We start from the raw sequence: 18953 nt of genomic DNA on the forward strand, positions 1-18953 counted from the left end.
ACACATTGGCCCGAGCCCTATCATCACAATTCATGATTATAGGGCACCAATCCTTAGAAAACTGTTGTTTTGTGTGTTTTATGTCACGTCAGTGCTGTGAATTTGCCTGCCCCCGGTTGCAGCACAGCGTTCGGGAACTACTGACCGCATCTTGATTCTTTCATGTGCCAGTCGATAGGCATTGAATTCGGAACCCATAAATCGTGTTGCTCTGGACCAGACATTCAGGTCCGCCGCACTGGCCGACCCGATCGGCCCGCCATGTCAGGCAGTTCCTGAGAGTGGACAGCTCGATGCAAGTTTTCCGTGCAAACGCGCCCGGGAAAATTGCCTGGCGAACAGGATCTGGCAACGGGTTCATCAAAAATAACGCACTTTCCGACCGCTTTCACGCCATTTAGCCTCTGGCGCAACCATTCGTTGAGTGCTATTGCTTAATTGGTACATAACGTGAACATCAGAGGGCGAAGACACATGCTCATCCATCGACTTGCCACTTTGACGGGACTTGTCGTCGCGACTTTATTCCTGGCGGCGCCCGCCAATGCGCTGACCATGGCCGAATGCAGCACCAAGTATAACGCGGCAAAGGACGCCGGAACACTTGGCGGGCAGAACTGGAACCAGTTCCGCAAGGCAGAATGCGGCACCGTGGCCGCCGCAACCGACGTCACGCCAGCCAAGGCGGACAGCACCAGCGCTGCAACGCCCGATGCGGCCGCCGCAACGACAACCAAGGCAGCGGCGACTGCCAACGCAGGCAGCGGCCTCAGCAGGTCGGAGTGCGGCGCCAAATATCGGGCGGCCAAGACCGCCAATACGCTGAACGGCATGAAGTGGAACGACTTCCGCATGAGCCAGTGCGGTGCCAGTGCTTTCGACGACGACACCAAGCCGGCAGCTGATCAGGCAAGCCTCACCAGCCAGCCGAAAAAGCCGACCGTCACCGCTCCCCAGGGAGTGACGTTGCCGAAGGCGATCTCGGACAAATATAGCAGCGAAACTCCGGTCAAGGCCCGCATGTACACTTGCCGCGACCAGTACCACGCCAACAAGGGGGCCGGGACGCTGGGCGGCCTCAAGTGGATCCAGACCGGTGGCGGCTTCTACAGCTTGTGCAATGCCGCACTGAAGAGCTGATCGGCATCAACATTCGAAGAAGCCCGCGAGCCGCAAGCTTCGCGGGCCTTTTTGTTGCCGGCTGCGGACGGTCCTGCTGGCGCCGGCGAAGCCACTGCCAATCTCCCCTCAAGGGGGAGATGTCCGTAGAACAGCGGAAGGATCGCGGCATCATTCCAGCTTGGGTTCCTCGCCCCCACTGTGGGGGAGAGGTGGCTCGGCGAAGCCGACACGGAGAGGGGGAACGCGCCCTACGAAAGCCCCCTCTCCGGCCGCTTCGCGGCCACCTCTCCCCCGCTTCGCGGTGGGCGAGGAACCCAGACCTTGAGAGGTCGGCAGGACAGCGCGCCCCTCGTAACTCAACATTTGCCGAATCCAGTTGTGGGAGCGGATGCGATGGGGGTGAAAGGCTTTCGCGCCGTGATCGGCCGTCGGGCAGCTCCTGAACAGAAAACGCCGCGGTCAACCGCGGCGTTTTCGAAATCAACCTCCTCAGCCGGACCCTAGCTTGACGGCTGAGGCTCCATGCCACCCTCGGGTTCCGGGCCCTTCTTGCGGCGGCTGCCGGACTTCGGCACGGCCGAGCCGCGGCTTGGCGGCGTATCGTCGCCGAGATCCCGGGCCGGCTTATGGCCGGCGATCAGTTGCTTGATCTCGTCGCCGGACAGCGTCTCATATTCCAAAAGCCCCTGCGCCAGCGCGATCCATTCCTTCTTCTTCTTGGTCAGGATGGATTTCGCCGTCGAATAGGCCTCGTCGATCAGCCGGCGCACTTCGGCGTCGATGATCTGCGCCGTCTCTTCCGAAACGTTCTGCGTGCGCGCCACCGAATGGCCGAGGAACACTTCCTCCTGGTTGTCGCCGTAGGCGACGTGGCCAAGCTTGTCGGAAAAACCCCAGCGCGTGACCATGGCGCGCGCCAGCTTGGTTGCCTGCTCGATGTCCGAGGAGGCGCCCGAGGTGATGTTCTCCTTGCCGAACTTGAACTCCTCGGCGACGCGGCCACCCATCATTATGGCGAGGCGCGAGATCATGTATTTGTAGCTCATCGAATAGCGGTCGCCTTCCGGCAGCTGCATGACCATGCCGAGCGCCCGGCCGCGCGGGATGATCGTCGCCTTGTGCAGCGGATCGGCCGACGGCACGTTCAGCGCCAGGATGGCGTGGCCGGCCTCGTGATAGGCGGTGAGTTCCTTCTCGGCCTGGGTCATCGCCGACGAGCGGCGCTCGGCGCCCATCATGATCTTGTCCTTGGCGTCCTCGAACTCGGCCATGGTGACAAGGCGCTTGTTGCGCCGCGCCGCCATCAGGGCGGATTCGTTGACGAGGTTCATCAGGTCGGCGCCGGAAAAGCCCGGCGTGCCGCGTGCGATCACCTTGAGGTCGACATTGGGGGCCAGCGGTACGTTGCGCACATGCACCTTCAGGATCTTCTCGCGGCCGACGATGTCGGGGTTCGGCACCACCACCTGGCGGTCGAAACGGCCGGGCCTGAGCAGCGCCGGATCGAGCACGTCCGGCCGGTTGGTGGCGGCGATCAGGATGATGCTTTCGTTGGATTCGAAGCCGTCCATTTCGACCAGCAACTGGTTCAGCGTCTGCTCGCGCTCGTCGTTGCCGCCGCCGAGGCCGGCGCCGCGATGGCGGCCGACCGCGTCGATTTCGTCGATGAAGATGATGCAGGGCGCATTCTTCTTGGCCTGGTCAAACATGTCGCGGACGCGGCTGGCGCCAACGCCGACGAACATCTCGACAAAGTCCGAGCCGGAAATGGTGAAGAACGGCACGTTGGCCTCACCGGCGACCGAACGGGCAAGCAGCGTCTTGCCGGTTCCCGGAGGGCCGACGAGCAGCACGCCGCGCGGAATCTTGCCGCCAAGCCGCTGGAACTTCTGCGGATCGCGCAGGAATTCGACAATCTCTTCCAGATCTTGCTTGGCTTCGTCGACGCCGGCGACATCCTGGAAGGTGACGCGGCCATGCGCTTCAGTCAAAAGCTTTGCCTTCGATTTGCCGAAGCCCATGGCGCGGCCGGAGCCGGACTGCATCTGGCGCATGAAGAATATCCAGACGCCAAGGATGAGGATCATCGGCAGCCAGGAGATGAGATAGCTGAACAGCGAATTGGAACCGTCGGATTCGGGGCGCGCGTTGATGGTGACGTTCTTGTCCTGCAGCCTCGAAACCAGCGACGGATCACCCGGCGAATAGGTCTGGAAACCGGTAGAGGTGTCGGTATAGGTGCCCGAGATGCGGGCGCCCGCGATGGTCACCGTCTTGACCCGGCCGGCCGCAACGTCCTGCAGGAACTGCGAATAGGGGACGTCACTCGCTGCTCCGCGCGTCTGCGGCGTCTGGAACAGATTGAAGAGAGCAATGAGCAGGACCGCTATGATCGCCCAGAGCGCGAGATTGCGATAATTCGGATTCATCAATTGTCCCGTTGGCGTCCGCTGGCGGACACGCGTCGTGAGAGGAAACTTGGGTCTAACATAGGGATGGCGCCCTTCATTGCCAAGCAGAACAGCATGTCGCGGTTAAGCTTTCGCCCATGATCAACCGGCAGTGTGGCCGGCGAAAGGCGTGGCAGGAAGTCGCGGTGCGCCGATCAGCGCGGCGACAGTTCCAGCCGGCGCCAGGTCGAAGGACGGCAGCAAGCGGGCAAAGGGCGCGACAACCGGGCGTACCGCCCTTCCCGGCAAGACCGGGCCGTCCTGCGCCGAACCAGAGCATTCGCCAGGACGTTCGCTTGCGCGCCACAGCACCGGCTCGGCCGCCAGAGCCGCGCGGACAAGGCTCGGCGGCGTGCCATTTCCGGCAATTGCCTGTCTTGCGGCACCAGCCGCGCCGAGCGGCGCGATCAAAAATGCACCCGGTTTGTCGCCCAATGTGATCCTTCGGCGGCCGTCCCAGAGGGCATTGTCCACGGCAGGCGCAGCCGGCGTCAGATTGCGGGTTTCGCGACGCAGGAAGATGCCGGCACGCCGTGCATCGACCACCGTCCGCGACAAAGTAGCGCAAAACGAGGCAGCCAAAAATACGGTTGTGCCAGGTCGTCCGGGCCTCAGCCGGTTGAGCAGCGCCTCGCTACGAGCCTGGTCGGGCAGAAAGGCAACGCCGCCGACAGTCGCCAGCAGGACGCGCAGCGCGTAGACGGCCGCTGCCTCGTCGCCGGCCGTCGCAAAGCCCGGATCGAGACGGACAAGGCCGGCGGCGGGCCTGCCGGCAAAGCCACGGATCAGCGCGGCGGCGCGATGGCCAAGCTGCTCGCGCTCCACCGCAGCCCGCGCGGCCAGCGCCAACGCGTCTTCCACGCGCTGCGCACCATTGCGGTCGGCAAGCGCTGCGCGGATACGCGGCCTCTCGAAAGCCTCGTCTTCATTGGTCGGGTCTTCGGCCCAGCCGACATTGGCGCGCCGAAGGATTTCGCGCAGCACCGCACGCCGTGTGCCGAGAAGCGGCCGTGCGATCCAGATCCGCCAGTCATAGAGGGTGGCAGGCGCCATGCCGGCTAGACCTCGCCCATCGTCGCGTGCCCTATGGCTGCGCGCCTGCCGCATCAGCACGGTCTCGGCCTGGTCGTCGGCTGTGTGGCCGGTCAGGATCAGGCCAATACCTTCCGCCTGCGCCGCCTCGGCCAGCAGCCGGTAGCGTGCCTCTCGCGCGGCAGCCGGCAGGCCGGTCGACGGTTTGCGCCCGGACCAGACCAGGATGCGGTGGGCAATGCCGCGCCCGGCGCAAAACCTGGCCACGGCTTGCGCTTCCGCTGCCGCGCCCGGCCGCAGACCGTGATCGATCGTCACAGCCAGCAATTTCGTTGCCGGCGCGCTACGGTCGAGGTGATCTTTGAGGAGAAGCAGGAGGGCGGTCGAGTCGCTGCCGCCGGACACGGCCGCAACAGCGCCGCTGGTAAAGTCGATCTGCGAAAAAACCGAACGGTCAGGCTCGGTTTCGGGCGTCAAAGCATGTCGCCCAAAAGAGGCCCCGGGACGACGACATGCAAGAGAAAAACTAACACGCCGCGAGCGCCCTCTCCTGCTTGACGCGCTCCTTGAGTGCGCCGGAAACGTTGGGGTAGCGCTTGCCGATCTCGCCGAAAGTGGCGCAGGCCACGTCGCGCTGGTTCAATCCGACCAACGACACACCGAGCTTCAGCAGCATGTCGGGAGCCTTCTTGGCCTTCGGATAGTCCTTGCTGGCGGCGAGGAAAGTCTCGGCCGCGTCGCGGTACTTCTGCTGGCCGAGCAGCGACTCACCCAGCCAGTAATGCGCGTCCGCCGTCTTGGCGTCCTTGGGGAAGCGGGCGATGTGGTCACGAAAACCCTGTTCGGCAGTGCCGTAGTCGCCCGACAGGATGAACTGATAGGAATTGCGGTAAAGCTCCTCCGGGTCGTCGGTGGCGGGCAGCGCCGCGACCACCGTATCGTCGGACTTGCCGGCCTGGTCGCGGGCAGCCTGGTCGCCGGGGACGGTGTTCTGCGCCGGCGCATGCGCCTGCGTCTTGCCCTCGATCACATTGCCGTTCTTGTCGACGGTGATGGTGCCGAACGTCTTCGGCGGCGTGCCCGGGATCACCGCGCCGGGTTCGCCTGTCGGTGATTCGACGATGACCTCGCCGCTCTGGCCGTCGACGGGCGGTGTGCCCGCGTCGGCCGGCGCGGGAGTCGCCGGAGCCTCGGCGACGCTGCTGTCGGTGTCGGTGGTGGCGTCCGACTTCTTCTGCTCGCGTGGCTGCTGCGCGCCTTGCGAGCCGCCTTCCAGCTGCTGGAAGCGGAACTCGTTGTCTTCCTGCTGCTTGCGGATCTGCTCCTGCATCTGCAGCACCTGGAAGTTGAGCTCCTCGATCCTGCCGTTCATTTGCCGGAGCTGTTCCTGCAGCGCCGTAGAGCCGGTGCCATCCTGTGCATATTGCACCTGATCCGGTTTCTTTTTTTCACCGAAAATGCCCGGCTTTTCACCGAAAATGCCGAGCGTCGGCAGGCGGAAGGAAAAACCGCCTTTTTCTGCTGCTTGCTCGTTGCCGCTTGCCCCGGTACCGCCAGCAAGTGCGGCGACGCTTGATACGAGCAGCAGCGCAAGCGTGCCGCTCAAGACCGATCTGAAATGCATGTGCCTCTCGCCGTGAAATTGTTTGCCTGTTGCATGCCTTCCGATCGGAGTGGACCGTCAGGCGCCTCGGTTCTTACCAAGGACGCAGGACTTCGGCCAAATTTTGTTTCAAGTCCCACATCCGGGCACCGGACACGAAAAAGGCGGCCGCAGCCGCCTTTCGCACGCAGGTGTTGCATTTCTGCCGATCGGAAAATTGCCGATCAGGAACCTGCGCCGCTGATCGTGGTGACGGCGCGGCGGTTCTGCGACCAGCAGGAGATGTCGTCGCAAACCGCGACCGGACGCTCCTTGCCGTAGGAAATGGTCTTCAGGCGCAGGCCGGAAACACCCCTGGCGACGAGAAAATCGCGGGTGGCGGCGGCGCGGCGGGCGCCGAGCGCCAGGTTGTATTCGCGCGTGCCGCGCTCGTCGGCATGGCCTTCGATGACGATGGCATACTGCCGATACTGGTTCAGCCATTGCGCCTGGCGCGAAAGCGTCGTCTGCGCGTCGGCGCGGATCGAGGACGAATCTGTGTCGAAGAAGATGCGGTCGCCGATGTTGACGGTAAAATCCTGGGCCGATCCGGGCGTTGCCGCCCCGGCGCCGCTGAGACCGAGATCGGCGGCGCTGTTCAGGTTCTTCTTCGAGGCGCAACCGGCGATGGCGAGCAACGCCACCAGCGCGATCATCGCCGGGTTTCTGGTAAGTGCTGCGATACGGCCCATGCCGCCTCTCCTTCGCAATTCGAGTGATTTCGTTGATCGTCCAGTAACCACGTTTGGGTTAACCGGCGTTCAAGAAACACGGTTAAAATTTGGTTTCGGCTGCCGTCCGCAGCCGTTTTGCCCAAGGGGAATCCGAGGAGGCAACAATGCGCGCGGACCGTAGGCAGAAATGCGGCTGAAACGCGACCAAGCCGTGGAAAGAGTGAATTGAAGAGAGCGAATTGAAGAGTTGAAGAACTGAGGAACTGAGGAATTAAGGAAAGAGGTCACCTCAACCTCTCTCTGAGATTGACCAGCATTCCGTAGATGCGGGCATAGGATTGCAACCACTCGTCGCGTTGCGCCTGGGTGATATACTCCAGATCGAACGCATACGAATCCGCGTCTCCACTTCACTGCATGACCCTATCGCCATCGAAATGAATCGTGCGAATTCGGGCTTGGAGTGGGTCTGTTTGGCAAAACCCTCAGCCAAATTGGCGCAGATCGCCTTGCTGGAACGACGTAGTTGATCGGCGAGCGCGTATTGCTCCATTTTCGGAAAAGCAAGCGTGCTCTGTGCACCCCAAGGGAAACTGCATAGGCACGCTTATAGACTTCCAAATCCCTCGCGTGCTCGATGTAGGCCGCTCCTTCTCCATCCTTCAGTTCTTCAACTCGTCAGTTCCTCAATTCCTCAATTCCCCTTCCAGCCTATTCGAGCAGCGGCGACCAGGCGGGGTCCGAAGCGAAATTCGCGGTCGGGATCGACTGTTCGTTGCGGCCAGTGAGATCGACCGAAACGAGTTTCGGGCCGCCGGCCGAATCGCGGAAGAACATCAGCACCCGGCCGTTGGGTGCCCAGGTCGGCCCCTCCTGCTGGAAGCCGGTCGAAAGGATGCGCTCGCCCGAACCGTCGACGCGCATGACGCCGATCTGGAACTCGCCGGCAGTCTGCTTGGTGAAGGCGATGAGATCGCCGCGCGGCGACCATACCGGCGTCGAATAAACGCCGTCGCCGAAGGAGATGCGGGTCTGGCCCGAACCGTCGGCGCCCATCACATAGATCTGCGCACGACCGCCGCGGTCGGAGGTGAACACCACCTTGCTGCCATCCGGCGAATAGGACGGCGAGGTGTCGATGGCCGTCGAATTGGTGAGCCTGGTCGTCGAGCGGCTTCTCAAATCCATGGCGAAGATATTGGAATTGCCGTCGTCGCGCAGCAGGCTCATGATCACCTTTTGGCCGTCGGGCGAGAAGCGCGGCGCAAAGGTCATGCCGGGAAAGTCGCCGACCAGTTCGCGCTGCCCGGTCTCGATCTGCAGCAGATAGACCTTCGGCTGGCCGCTTTCATAGGACATGTAAGTGATTTCCTGCCGGTTTGGCGAGAAACGCGGGGTCAGCACGATCGACCTGCCATCCGACAGATAGCGGATATTGGCGCCGTCCTGGTCCATGATGGCGAGGCGCTTCTTGCGCGCGTTCTTTGCGCCCGATTCGTCGATGAAGACGACGCGCGTGTCGAAATAGCCCTTCTCGCCGGTCAGCCGCTCATAGATGGCGTCGGCGATGATATGGGCGACGCGCCTCGTATTGGCGTCGTTGGCGAAGAACTGCTCGCCCGACATCTGCTGGCCTGCAAAGGTGTCCCACAACCGGTACTGGGCGCGGACGCGACCATCGGCCTCCTTGCTGACGCTGCCGGTGACCAGCGCCTGGGCGTTGATCACCTTCCAGTCCTCGAAGCGGGGCGTGGCATCCGGGTTGGAGATCTTTTCGATGAAGGCGCTCTTGTCGATCGGCGCGAACAGGCCGGAGCGTTTCAGGTCGGCGCTGACGATGCCGGAAATCTCCGCGCCCAACGCATCGCCGCCCTGGAAATCGCTGATGGCGATCGGCAGCGGCTCGACATTGCCTTTGTTGACGTTGAGCTCAACGAGCGCCCGCGCCGGCAAGGTGGCGGCGGCAGTCACGCCCAGCGCCATCGCTACGATCATCAGGAGCGGCTTGAGGATGGATTTCATATCTTCTCGCTTGTCTTCAATGTTTCTACGGGCGCCAGGCTCATAAGCCCAGCATCTCCCTCGGATCGAACGTGACCCGGACGTCGGCCCAGATGTCTTGTTTGCCTGCGGGAACCTGCAGACCGGCCACATCGCATTTCTGAACAGCGCGCACGGCACTTTCGTCGAACGGGCGGTTGCCGCTCGACTGTTCGACAGATGGCCGTCCGTCCAGCTTGCCGGAGGCGTCGAGATTGAACCGGACTACAACGATGAAATTCTCCGAACCCTCGAGCCCCACCGGCAGGGTCCAGCAACCGCCAAGCTGGGCCTCCAACGCACCCTGTTCCGATCTCGAAAGCTTCTGGCCCTGATTCTTGTCCCCGCCGAGCGATGCCTGCTGGGTCGAACGCTTGGCGCCGCCGCCGGATGGCTTGCGCTTGTCGAGCAGCGCCGAAATCTCGTCGGCGTTGAACTGCTTGTCTTCCGATTTCGGCCTGGACGAGGCTTCCTTGACCGGCTTGTCGGCGTCTTTGCGCTCCGGCGCCTTGGCGCTTTCGGCCTGGGCCGGCTGCGGCTTCGGCCGCGCCTGCGGGGCGGGCGCAGAGTCCGGAAGCTGCGTCTCCTCGGTTGGCGGCTCCTTGGCAATCGCTTCCGCGACGGCATCCGGCTTGACCTCAGGCTGCGGGTCGATGGCAGCGGTCTTGTCCTGCGGCGGCGTCGGCGCCGGTTCCTTGGCCGGCGTCGGTTTTGGCTCCGCGTGCTTGACCGGCTCGGGCTTGACCTCTTCCTTCGGCTGCGGCACCGGTGCGACCTCCGTCGCCGGGACAGGCTTGGGCTGCTCCTTCGGTTTCGGCACGTCCTCGGGCTTCGGCTTTTCCTTCGGCGTCGGCGCGGGCGGCGGCGCCTCAGCCTTATCGACCGGCTGGGGCTTGGCTTCAGGCGTCGGCGGCTTGTCGGTATCGACGCTGTTGTCGCCGACCGTCTGCGCGTCGGCCACGATGTCCGGACGCTGGGTCGGCAGTGGCGCCGGCTTTTCGCTCACCGCAGCTTTCTTGTCGCCTTTCTGTATCTGCGCGATCGCTTCCATCGGCACGATCTCGACTGCGACCGACTCGACTTCCGACGACGGAAGCGCAGCCGGCGCCGACAGCGTGAACAGCCCGAAGGCGATCGCCGTCGCATGCAAGATCACCGATGTGGTGAGGCCGGTCCGCATGTTCTTGTCTACTGGTCCTGTTCCTGCAGCGAGATGAGACTCATATTCTTGTAGCCAGCGGCCTGGACACGGGCCATGACCTGCAGAGCCGCTCCATAATTGGTTGCCTTGTCGGCGCGAAAGAAGATGCGCTCGTCATAGCCGGTCTTCGAGATCGCCTGCAGCTTTGCCACCAGTTCCTCGATCGGGATCTCGGTCTTCTGGATGTAAATCTGGCCGGCGGAGTTGATGGATACCTCGATCGGTTGCGTGTCGGCCGCAATCGCCTTGGCCTGTGTTTCCGGCAGGTCGACCGGAACGCCGACCGTCAGCAGTGGCGCCGCGACCATGAAGATGATCAGCAGCACCAGCATCACGTCGACCATCGGCGTGACGTTGATTTCCGATATCATCGCGTGATGGCGGCCGCGCCGCCTGTGGCCACGACCACCGCGTCCTCCGCCACCCCCGCCTACAGACATTCCCATGATTGTTCCTCAGGTCTTCTGCGCGACTTTTTCATCGATTTGGCGCGAGAGTATGGCGGAGAACTCGTCCGCGAACCCTTCCATGCGCACGGCGATCTTGCTCGCGTCCGACGACAGCTTGTTGTACGCGATGACGGCGGGGATGGCCGCGAGCAGGCCTATTGCGGTGGCCAGCAGCGCCTCGGCAATGCCGGGTGCGACCACCGAGAGGCTGGTATTCTTGGATGCAGCGATCGCCTGGAACGAGGTCATGATGCCGATCACGGTACCGAACAGGCCGATGAACGGCGCCGCCGAGCCGGTGGTGGCGAGAAAGCCAAGCCGTCCTTCCAGTTTTTCCATTTCCCGGGTCAGCGCCAGGTCCATCGCCTTGTCGATGCGGGTCTGCAGGCCAAGCGGCGATTTCGCCCCCTTCTCGAAGCTTTTTTTCCATTCGCGCATGGCGGCGACGAAGATCGCGCCCATGCCTGACGTCTTGCGGTCGGCGAGCGTGCGGTAGAGCTCTTCCAGCGACTGCCCCGACCAGAACACCTGTTCGAAGCGATTGAGCGCGAGCCGCATGCGGCCATAGGCGACGAGCTTGTCGACGATGATCGCCCAGGTCCAGATCGAGGCGCAGAGCAGCCCGATCATGACCAGCTTGACCACCCAGCCGGCCTGCGTGAACAGCGCCCAAATCGACAAATGCGCGCCCGGTTCGGCGAGTGCGATATTTTCCATGGTTACGTCCTTAAGAATTTTCCGGGCACGGCTGGCGGCTGGCCCATAGGCATCCCTCGTAATCCGTTCGCGCAAAGCTTGCGGAATAATCCCAAAAATGCACCGTTGGCGGCCTTTTCGGGGCAAATCTTGGTGAAAGGAAGGCGCTGGATTCCTCCAATCTTCACCACTCTCTTCATGAACCGTTATGGTTAAGGATGGGTTAGGACGCACAGCGCGGCGCATTGCCGCGCCTTGGCGAGCCTCCTGGCATCGTCAGCGGATCATCGGGATCGATAATTTACCGATTTGATGTCTTGGGCATGAAGGCTGCGATCCATTCCTTCGGAAAGCGCCTTGGCCGGCCGTTCTCGCCGATGATCGCTGCCTCGACCCGCGCCTCGACCAGCACCTCGCCGCCGCGCTTCAGCTGCTGCGCCATGAAGATGCGGGCGCCCGAAATGTCCTCGGTGCGCGTCTCGATGGTCAGGATGTCGTCCATCCGGGCGGAGCCACGGAAGTCGATTTCCATGCGCCGCACCACCCAGACTATCCTTTCGCCATGCTTGCCGTCGGCAAGCTCGGTGTGGTGGACGCCGGCAAGCCTGAGATAATCGGAACGGCCGCGCTCGAAGAATTCGAGATAGCGCGCGTGATAGACAACGCCGGAGAAATCGGTGTCGGCATAATAGACCCGCGCCATCAGCCGGTGGCCGAATTCGGTCAGCGCGCCGGAAAGCCCGGCGCAGAGCGCCGCCGATTCACCATGATCGTCCATCGCGCTTTCCTTTTTGGGCCTGATCGGGCACCTGAAGCGCGACGCGCTTCAGGTGGTTGTTTCCGGGCGCGTCGTCGTCCCAAGACCGCTACACAGTTTTGGGCGACACGCATTGACTTGGCGCATGAACCCGATGGCACTGTTGACGGCGATGATCAAGACCTTGATGGCGGCGCTGCTTGTGCTGGCCGCGCTGGTGCTGCCGGGCCAGGCGGCGAGCTTTGTGATGAAGCGCGGCCTCAATCTCGACCAGTGGACGACATGGCCGGGCGAGGACAAATGGGGCGACCGGCGGGCAATCCTGCCCTATCCGGAATGGCGCAAGTTCCTCAACGACGACGACCTCAAGGCGCTGAAGAGCGCCGGCTTCGATTTCCTGCGCATGCCGGTCGATCCGTCGCCGTTCCTGTCCGGCGAGACGCTGGCGCTGCGCGACGAGCTCTATGCCAGCGTGCTGGGCTCGGTGCGCATGGTCAACCGTGCCGGACTGAAAGTGATCGTCGACTTGCATCTGATCCCCAGCGGCAGCAGCCGCAAGATCGGCATGGGCGAGGTGATGGACGAACCACAAATGTTCGACGCCTATGTCGAAATGGTGCGCAAGATGGCGCGCACGCTGGCCGATGAGGATCCGCGCCAGGTCGCTTTCGAGCCGATGAACGAGCCGGTCGTCGACTGCGACGCCGACGGCGCCGGCCTATGGCCGGAGCGCCAGCAGAAACTGTTCGCGGCGGCGCGTTCGTCAGCCACCAAGCTCACCCTGATCCTGACCGGCGCCTGCTATTCCAGTGCGGCATCGCTGGCAAAGATCGATCCGAAGGCGATCCCGGACGACAACATCATCTGGACCTTCCATTCCTACGAGCCGTTCCTGCTGACCCATCAGGGCGCGACCTGGGCCGGCGACTTCATCCCCTATGTGACCGGCCTGCCCTATCCGCTAAGCGCCGTTCCGCGCGCCCAACTCGATGCTGCGCTCGATACGATTCGCACAAGGATCAAGGCCGAGGCGCCGTGGGCGCGCCAGAGCGGCCTGCTTGCCTATCTCGACGAGCAGGTCGCCAGCCTGGACACGGATGAGAAGCTGCGCGAGACGATGGATGCGCCGTTCACCAGGGTCGAGGCCTGGGCAAAGGCCAACGGGATAAAACCGGAGAACATCACGCTCGGCGAATTCGGCATGATCCGCCAGGAATACGGCAATGCCTATGTGATGCCGGCCGAATACCGTGCCGCTTATGTCAGGGACATGATCACGCGCATCGAAGCCCGTGGCTTCTCTTGGTCGGTCTGGAGCTATGGCGGCGCCTTCGGCATCGTCGAGGCGTTTGATGGCGACCAGGCCGAGCCGGATGTGATGGACGTGGTCAAGTCACTTCGTTGAAGCGGTTCAGGCTGAACCCAGTTCGATCGAAAGAATCTCTGGGCGCATCCCGAAACGCACTGGCAGGATGCTGAACCCGAGACCTCCGGAGACGATCAGGTTGCGGTTCTCCTCCACGACATGGCCATAGGCAAAACGGTTGCCGAAGCGGGATGGCACGACCGGAGAATAGCCGAGCAACCGCACCTGTCCGCCATGGGTATGACCCGAAAGGGTCAACGATACCCTTGACGGGACCTTCGGGAAAATGTCGGGCTCATGTGCGAGCAGGATAACGGGAGCCTTGTCGCTCACCTTTGCCAGCGTGCCGCGCAGGTCGTCCAGTCCTTTGAACCGGCTGCGGCCCCAGGCCTTGCCCGGCCGCAGCGCAAGTTGGTCCGCAAGTCCGGCGACCCAGAAGCCATGCCCGTCTTTTTCCAGGCGTACCACATCGTTTTCCAGGACCGGGATGCCGGCGCTCTCGAGCGCCCGGCGCGCCACCGTCGGCCCCAACCCGGCCTTCTGCGCGGAAAGGTCCTCCCACCAGTCGTGATTGCCAAGGATTGACCACACGCCGAGCGGCGCCTTCAGGCCGGACAAGGCCGGCGCCCATTCGGAGGCATCCACCCAGTCCGTTACCAGGCGTGTGCCGGCTGCATAGTCGCCAAGCAGGACAATCAGATCCGGCTGCAGGGCGTTCGCCCGTTCGGCAAGTGACCTGATCCGCTCCGGCGTCATCCATGGCCGGCAGGCATGAATATCGGCGAGAGCGACGACGTGAAGCCGCAATCCTGCAGGCCAGTTTGGCGGCGTCAGTGAATAGCGCTTTATATGTGTCAGCAACATCGGCTCGAGGCCAACCGCATAGGCGCTGAGCGACACGGCCGATAGGAAGGAACCGCCGATGAGGCGCAGGAAGCCACGTCTGGTGATCATCGCTCAACCCCGTCGTTCGTGGAACCGACGGTCCCCACAACGAAGCGTTAGAGCCGGCAAATGCGCCGGCATGCTGACCAGGACGAGGAGATTTTGCGCAGGAATGAAGGCCGCGCGCCTACTCTTCCTGGAACAGGCTGATCTGCTGCTGCGCCAGGTCCTTCGGGGCATCGAGGTCGAGATGCCGCCAGGCATTGGCGGTCAGCACGCGGCCGCGCGGCGTGCGCTGAATAAAACCCTGCTGGATCAGATAGGGCTCGATGATGTCCTCGATGGCGTCGCGCGGCTCGGAAAGCCCCGCCGCGATGGTCTCGATGCCGACCGGCCCACCGCCAAAATTTCGCGCGATCATCGAGAGATAGCGGCGGTCGAGCGCGTCGAGGCCGAGCGCATCGACCTCCAGCCGCGTCAGCGCCTCGTCGGCGATCTGGCGGTCGACATGACCGTCGCCGGCGACGGAGGCAAAATCGCGCACGCGCCGCAACAGCCGGCCGGCGATGCGCGGCGTGCCGCGCGCGCGCCGCGCGATCTCCAGCGCGCCATCGTCACCGAGCGGCATGGCAAGGATGCGGGCGCCGCGCCGCACGATCTGCTCCAGTTCCTCGACCGAATAGAAATTGAGGCGGACCGGAATGCCGAAGCGGTCGCGCAGCGGATTGGTCAACAGCCCGAGCCGGGTGGTGGCGGCGACCAGTGTGAAGCGGGCAAGATCGATCTTGACCGAACGCGCCGCCGGCCCTTCGCCGATGATCAGGTCGAGCTGGAAGTCCTCCATCGCCGGATAGAGGATTTCCTCGACCGCCGGGTTGAGCCGGTGGATCTCGTCGATGAACAGCACGTCGCGGTCTTCGAGATTGGTAAGCAGTGCTGCGAGATCGCCGGCCTTGGCGATGACCGGACCTGAGGTCGAACGGAAATTGACGCCGAGCTCGCGTGCCATGATCTGCGCCAGCGTCGTCTTGCCGAGGCCGGGCGGCCCGACGAACAGCACATGGTCGAGCGCCTCGCTGCGGCCCTTGGCGGCCTCGATGAACACTTTGAGATTGGCCCGCACCGCCGCCTGGCCGACGAAGTCGCCGAGCGTCTGCGGCCGCAAGGTCTGCTCGGCATCCTCGCCGCGCTTGTCGGGAGCAATGAGGCGTGGCGAAAGGCTCATGCGGCGCGCCCACTTCCATCGTGATCACCGGCGACATGGCGACCGACGGCATCCCCGACCGCGGCGTCGATTTCCTCCAGTGTCGCGAGACCGCCGGGCGGATCGCCCAGAAATCCGGCGAGGTCGGAAAACTCGAGATTGCGCGGCGTTCCTATCAGAAGACCATCCATGATCGTCCACGCAACCGTATCGCCCGCCTTGAGCGACAGCTCGTCCCGGATTTTCTTTGGAATTGTAAGCTGCCCCCTGGAGGTCAAGCCCGCATATCCGCCCATGCTCTTGTTCCTAGTCGGGATTTATTTCTAGGGCAACGTTTCACCGCGCCAGTTCCTTCAGGCCGAAGCGGATCAGCTTCGACGCATCCGCGTCCTCGCCGGCGCTTTTCAACGCTGCCGCCACCGCATTGGCAGCGGTATCGCGCGAATAGCCGAGATTGACCAGCGCCGAGACGGCGTCGGTGATCGGCGCCGGCGCGACGCCTTCGCCGAGTTCCTGCTTCAGGCCGATGGTGCCGGAGGCAGCGCCCGCATAGGCTGGCGCCTTGTTCTTCAGTTCGGTGACGATGCGCTCCGCCACCTTCTTGCCGACGCCGGGCGCGCGGCTGACCATGGCGATATCACGCAGCGCGATGGCATTGGCGAGTTCGGCCGGCGCCAGCGTCGACAGGATGGCCAGCGCCACCTTGGCGCCGACGCCCGGCACATTGCTCATCAGCAACCGGAACCATTCGCGCTCCAGAACCGACTGGAAACCGTAGAGCCGCAGCATGTCCTCACGCACATAGGTCTCGATGAACAGCACCACCGCCTCGCCCGGCGCCGGCAACGTCGCCAGCGTGCGCGCCGAGCAGTGGGCGACATAGCCGACGCCGTGCACGTCGATGATGCAGAAATCCTCGTCGATCTCGTCCAGCGTGCCTTTGAGCTTGCCGATCATGTGTGGTCCCTCATGCCAGCGCCGCCAACCTGTAGACAACGCTCTGCCGGTGATGCGCGTGGCAGATGGCAATGGCCAGCGCGTCGGCGGCATCGTCGGTGTCGAACGTCGCCTTCGGCATCAGCACCTTGACCATCATGTGGATCTGCTTCTTGTCGCCATGACCGACGCCGATCACCGCCTTCTTGACGGCGTTGGGCGCATATTCGGCGACAATCAGGCCGGCCAGCGCCGGCACCAGCATGGCGATGCCGCGCGCCTGGCCAAGCTTCAGCGTCGCGGCCGCATCCTTGTTGACGAAAGTCTGCTCGACCGCCGCCTCGTGCGGCATGGCGGTATGCAGGATCTCGGCAAGCCCGTCATGCAACTGGCAAAGCCGCGTCGCCAGCGCCGCCTTGTCGTCGGAACGCACGGTGCCGGAGGCGACGAAGCGCAGCGAGTTGCCGAGGCTCTCGACGATGCCCCAGCCGGTGCGCCTCAGCCCCGGATCGATGCCGATGATGCGAATCGTTTCCCCCATCCGCCAACTTTACCCGTGGCGGACAGCGATGCCAGCGAAATGTGAACAAACCAGAAACAGGCTCCCGCTACGTCCCACAGGCTGTTTGAGAATTCGCTCTGACGAGACAGATGGCGTGGTTTTCGAGAACTGAAGCGGAACGGACATTTGGGTCCGTGAGCCCGCGCATGACCCCGAAATCGGAACCGATTTCGGAAAAGATCATGCGCAAAAGCAAAGTGCTACAGCGTCCTTTGCGCGTCCAAGAGGACGCGCGGCGCTGTAGGTAAGCCGAGGAAACCGCGGCCGTCAGAGCAACATGTATCAGCTGCCGGATTTGGCAGCTTTTGACCCCAAAGGCGAGCTTCGTGAGACGCTTACCGGGTGGCGGCTTTGCAGCTTATCGGACATTGAGACCAGCGTCGCTGTGCGCTCAGAAACGGACCCTCGCGATCCAGAATCGGCAGCTGGATGGACCAGCAAGCGCGCCGAGCAGCAGACGCGCTCGGCGCAAGAGTCTAGCACCTGTCGGTGATCGGTCAGGCCCCAAGCCAATTTCCTCCTCCCGCGCTCCCATTTTATTGCAAGACGGTCAAATTTGAGCTTTCGCATTCATGTTTTGTCGAGCGTATCTCTTAGAGTCGCTTAAACCTTCTGCGCCGTAAGTTTTAGCGGTGCTGAATCGCCGTCAGCGCCGATGACGACGAAATAGGAGAACGCAATGACGCGCAATCACGTTGAACGTCTTGGAGAGTTCAGGGAAATCCTGGTCGCGACTCGACGCGAAGGAGTTCGTAACGTGCACCATACCCGCGACGCAATGCGGGCAAGCGGCTTTCAGATCGGGGACAGCGACGGCTCCAGCTACGGAGCCAAGCTAAAGGAACTCCAAGAGGAAATCGAGGCAGTCGATCGCGCCATCGAAGACGAGAAGCGGCTGGCCTTGTCCCTTGAGAGTGCGGCTCAACCCCGCCGACCAATTAAGCCGAGAATCGTGAAGGGAACATAGAGTTGGCGACGGCCCTTGGTGCCCATCGCGTGGATACGCCTGCGACATGGTGTCGGGCTCGTCGCCGCCGTGCTACGGAGCCCTGAACGTCATCCGTTGCCATCAAACCTGGGGCAGGAGTGGCCGAAGCCGCCCTGTGTCGATGTCGAATTCGCTGTGTCCATCGTTGTCGATGCCGTCGCTACCCTCGCCAGCGGCGTTCTTCAGGTATCCGATCTTAGCGGAGAATATCGAGCGGCCTGTCAGCCGCGGGCGAAAGCCGTGTTGAGCAGCGTGATCTGATCGGAAACCGGATTGATGCGGCGGCCGGATGGCGCGACCTCGGCCACGGCGCCGCCGTAGATTTCCTCGTCCATGCGACGCACCAGCGCCTGCAGGCGCAGCGAGCGGTCGATGAGGTCAACAAAATCCTTGGGCAGTTCGACCCAGCCTGCGGCATCGTTGTTGGCGGAAGCGGTATCGAGACGCACCTTGGATTTTTCGGAAGCAACCTGATCGCGAGTCATTTCGCCGGAATTCGCCGCGCGCTGCAGAAGCAGCCAGGAGGCGACCTGCATCAGCCTCGTGGTCAGTCGCATCGACTCGGCCGCATAGAGCGTCGCCGCCAGCCTGGACAGTTTCTTCGCCTCGGCCCGGCCCTTGCCGTCCAGATATTCGGCCGCCTGCTCGACCAGGCCCATGCCTTCCTGGTAGAGCGGCTTGAAGGATTGGGAGAAAACCCGGCGCTCCGCCAGCTTGATGGTTTTCGCGCTTCCCTTCGAAGGATCGTTCATCGATACGCCCTGCACTTGCCCTTACGGCCGGCCGAATCGGCGTCATCGCCGTCACGCCTGCACCCTATATGACCGAGGCTTGAAAATGCGCTTCGGCGCCGGCGAACGCAAGCACATGTTTAACAAACGGTTAACGGCGACGCAGCGAAGCAGGCGACCGGCAATCCGGATCGCGATCGGGTAGGAGGGAGCCTTGC

At 63.1% G+C, this 18953-nt stretch carries 19 protein-coding genes; 3 read left to right on the forward strand and 16 right to left on the reverse strand.

Annotation, left to right across the window (positions count from 1 at the left end; genetic code table 11):
- Positions 1-474: 474 nt before the first annotated feature.
- Positions 475-1140, forward strand: a complete 666-nt coding sequence (locus NMG80_RS19200; protein WP_254019539.1) for a hypothetical protein — start codon at positions 475-477, stop codon at positions 1138-1140.
- Positions 1141-1622: 482 nt separating this feature from the next.
- Here the strand turns inward: NMG80_RS19200 and ftsH are convergent, their stop codons facing one another.
- From ftsH to ybgC, 10 genes are all read right to left on the reverse strand, one after another.
- Entirely contained in the window at positions 1623-3551 is a 1929-nt protein-coding gene (ftsH, locus tag NMG80_RS19205; protein ID WP_023799979.1) for an ATP-dependent zinc metalloprotease FtsH, read from the reverse strand.
- 123 nt (positions 3552-3674) lie between these two features.
- Positions 3675-5081 (reverse strand): tRNA lysidine(34) synthetase TilS, encoded by a 1407-nt coding sequence (tilS, locus tag NMG80_RS19210; RefSeq protein ID WP_254019540.1) that lies wholly within the window; start codon positions 5079-5081, stop codon positions 3675-3677.
- Between the two features lie 49 nt (positions 5082-5130).
- Positions 5131-6228: a tol-pal system protein YbgF gene (gene ybgF / locus NMG80_RS19215; protein ID WP_254019541.1), complete on the reverse strand. Its 1098-nt coding sequence runs from the start codon at positions 6226-6228 to the stop codon at positions 5131-5133.
- Between the two features lie 203 nt (positions 6229-6431).
- Positions 6432-6938, reverse strand: a complete 507-nt coding sequence (gene pal, locus NMG80_RS19220; protein ID WP_254019542.1) for a peptidoglycan-associated lipoprotein Pal — start codon at positions 6936-6938, stop codon at positions 6432-6434.
- A gap of 271 nt (positions 6939-7209) precedes the next feature.
- Positions 7210-7473: a four helix bundle protein gene (locus tag NMG80_RS19225; protein WP_254019543.1), complete on the reverse strand. Its 264-nt coding sequence runs from the start codon at positions 7471-7473 to the stop codon at positions 7210-7212.
- Positions 7474-7631: 158 nt separating this feature from the next.
- Entirely contained in the window at positions 7632-8915 is a 1284-nt protein-coding gene (gene tolB / locus NMG80_RS19230) for a Tol-Pal system beta propeller repeat protein TolB (protein WP_254019558.1), read from the reverse strand.
- Between the two features lie 67 nt (positions 8916-8982).
- Positions 8983-10140, reverse strand: a complete 1158-nt coding sequence (gene tolA / locus NMG80_RS19235) for a cell envelope integrity protein TolA (RefSeq protein WP_254019544.1) — start codon at positions 10138-10140, stop codon at positions 8983-8985.
- Between the two features lie 8 nt (positions 10141-10148).
- A complete protein-coding gene (locus tag NMG80_RS19240) occupies positions 10149-10607 on the reverse strand; it encodes an ExbD/TolR family protein (RefSeq protein ID WP_254019545.1) in 459 nt (152 codons plus the stop codon).
- Positions 10608-10616: 9 nt separating this feature from the next.
- Positions 10617-11327 (reverse strand): protein TolQ, encoded by a 711-nt coding sequence (gene tolQ / locus NMG80_RS19245; RefSeq protein WP_023799988.1) that lies wholly within the window; start codon positions 11325-11327, stop codon positions 10617-10619.
- A gap of 280 nt (positions 11328-11607) precedes the next feature.
- A complete protein-coding gene (ybgC, locus tag NMG80_RS19250) occupies positions 11608-12084 on the reverse strand; it encodes a tol-pal system-associated acyl-CoA thioesterase (protein ID WP_254019546.1) in 477 nt (158 codons plus the stop codon).
- Between the two features lie 133 nt (positions 12085-12217).
- On the opposite strand from ybgC, the gene NMG80_RS19255 reads away from it, so the two are divergent.
- Positions 12218-13468 carry a glycoside hydrolase family 5 protein gene (locus NMG80_RS19255; protein WP_254019547.1) on the forward strand — a complete coding sequence of 417 codons (1251 nt, stop codon included), beginning with the start codon at positions 12218-12220 and terminating at the stop codon, positions 13466-13468.
- A gap of 6 nt (positions 13469-13474) precedes the next feature.
- Here the strand turns inward: NMG80_RS19255 and NMG80_RS19260 are convergent, their stop codons facing one another.
- The 5 genes from NMG80_RS19260 to ruvC all read right to left on the reverse strand — a co-directional run bounded on the left by NMG80_RS19260 (position 13475) and on the right by ruvC (position 16995).
- Positions 13475-14383, reverse strand: a complete 909-nt coding sequence (locus tag NMG80_RS19260) for a metallophosphoesterase (protein WP_254019548.1) — start codon at positions 14381-14383, stop codon at positions 13475-13477.
- 118 nt (positions 14384-14501) lie between these two features.
- Positions 14502-15539 carry a Holliday junction branch migration DNA helicase RuvB gene (gene ruvB / locus NMG80_RS19265; RefSeq protein WP_254019549.1) on the reverse strand — a complete coding sequence of 346 codons (1038 nt, stop codon included), beginning with the start codon at positions 15537-15539 and terminating at the stop codon, positions 14502-14504.
- Positions 15536-15814, reverse strand: coding sequence for an AbrB/MazE/SpoVT family DNA-binding domain-containing protein (locus tag NMG80_RS19270; RefSeq protein ID WP_254019550.1), 279 nt, complete (start codon positions 15812-15814; stop codon positions 15536-15538). Before NMG80_RS19270 ends, ruvB begins: the two co-directional genes overlap by 4 nt.
- A gap of 40 nt (positions 15815-15854) precedes the next feature.
- Positions 15855-16475, reverse strand: coding sequence for a Holliday junction branch migration protein RuvA (gene ruvA / locus NMG80_RS19275; protein WP_254019551.1), 621 nt, complete (start codon positions 16473-16475; stop codon positions 15855-15857).
- A 10-nt stretch (positions 16476-16485) separates the two neighbouring features.
- Positions 16486-16995 carry a crossover junction endodeoxyribonuclease RuvC gene (ruvC, locus tag NMG80_RS19280; RefSeq protein ID WP_254019552.1) on the reverse strand — a complete coding sequence of 170 codons (510 nt, stop codon included), beginning with the start codon at positions 16993-16995 and terminating at the stop codon, positions 16486-16488.
- A gap of 700 nt (positions 16996-17695) precedes the next feature.
- Between ruvC and NMG80_RS19285 the strand changes: the two genes are divergently transcribed.
- Entirely contained in the window at positions 17696-17983 is a 288-nt protein-coding gene (locus tag NMG80_RS19285) for a hypothetical protein (protein WP_254019553.1), read from the forward strand.
- 242 nt (positions 17984-18225) lie between these two features.
- On the opposite strand, the gene rcdA is transcribed toward NMG80_RS19285, so the two are convergent.
- Positions 18226-18756 carry a protease adaptor protein RcdA gene (gene rcdA, locus NMG80_RS19290; RefSeq protein WP_254019554.1) on the reverse strand — a complete coding sequence of 177 codons (531 nt, stop codon included), beginning with the start codon at positions 18754-18756 and terminating at the stop codon, positions 18226-18228.
- Positions 18757-18953: the final 197 nt, after the last annotated feature.

The sequence above is a fragment of the Mesorhizobium escarrei genome, from assembly GCF_935825525.1.
GTDB lineage: Bacteria > Pseudomonadota > Alphaproteobacteria > Rhizobiales > Rhizobiaceae > Mesorhizobium > Mesorhizobium escarrei.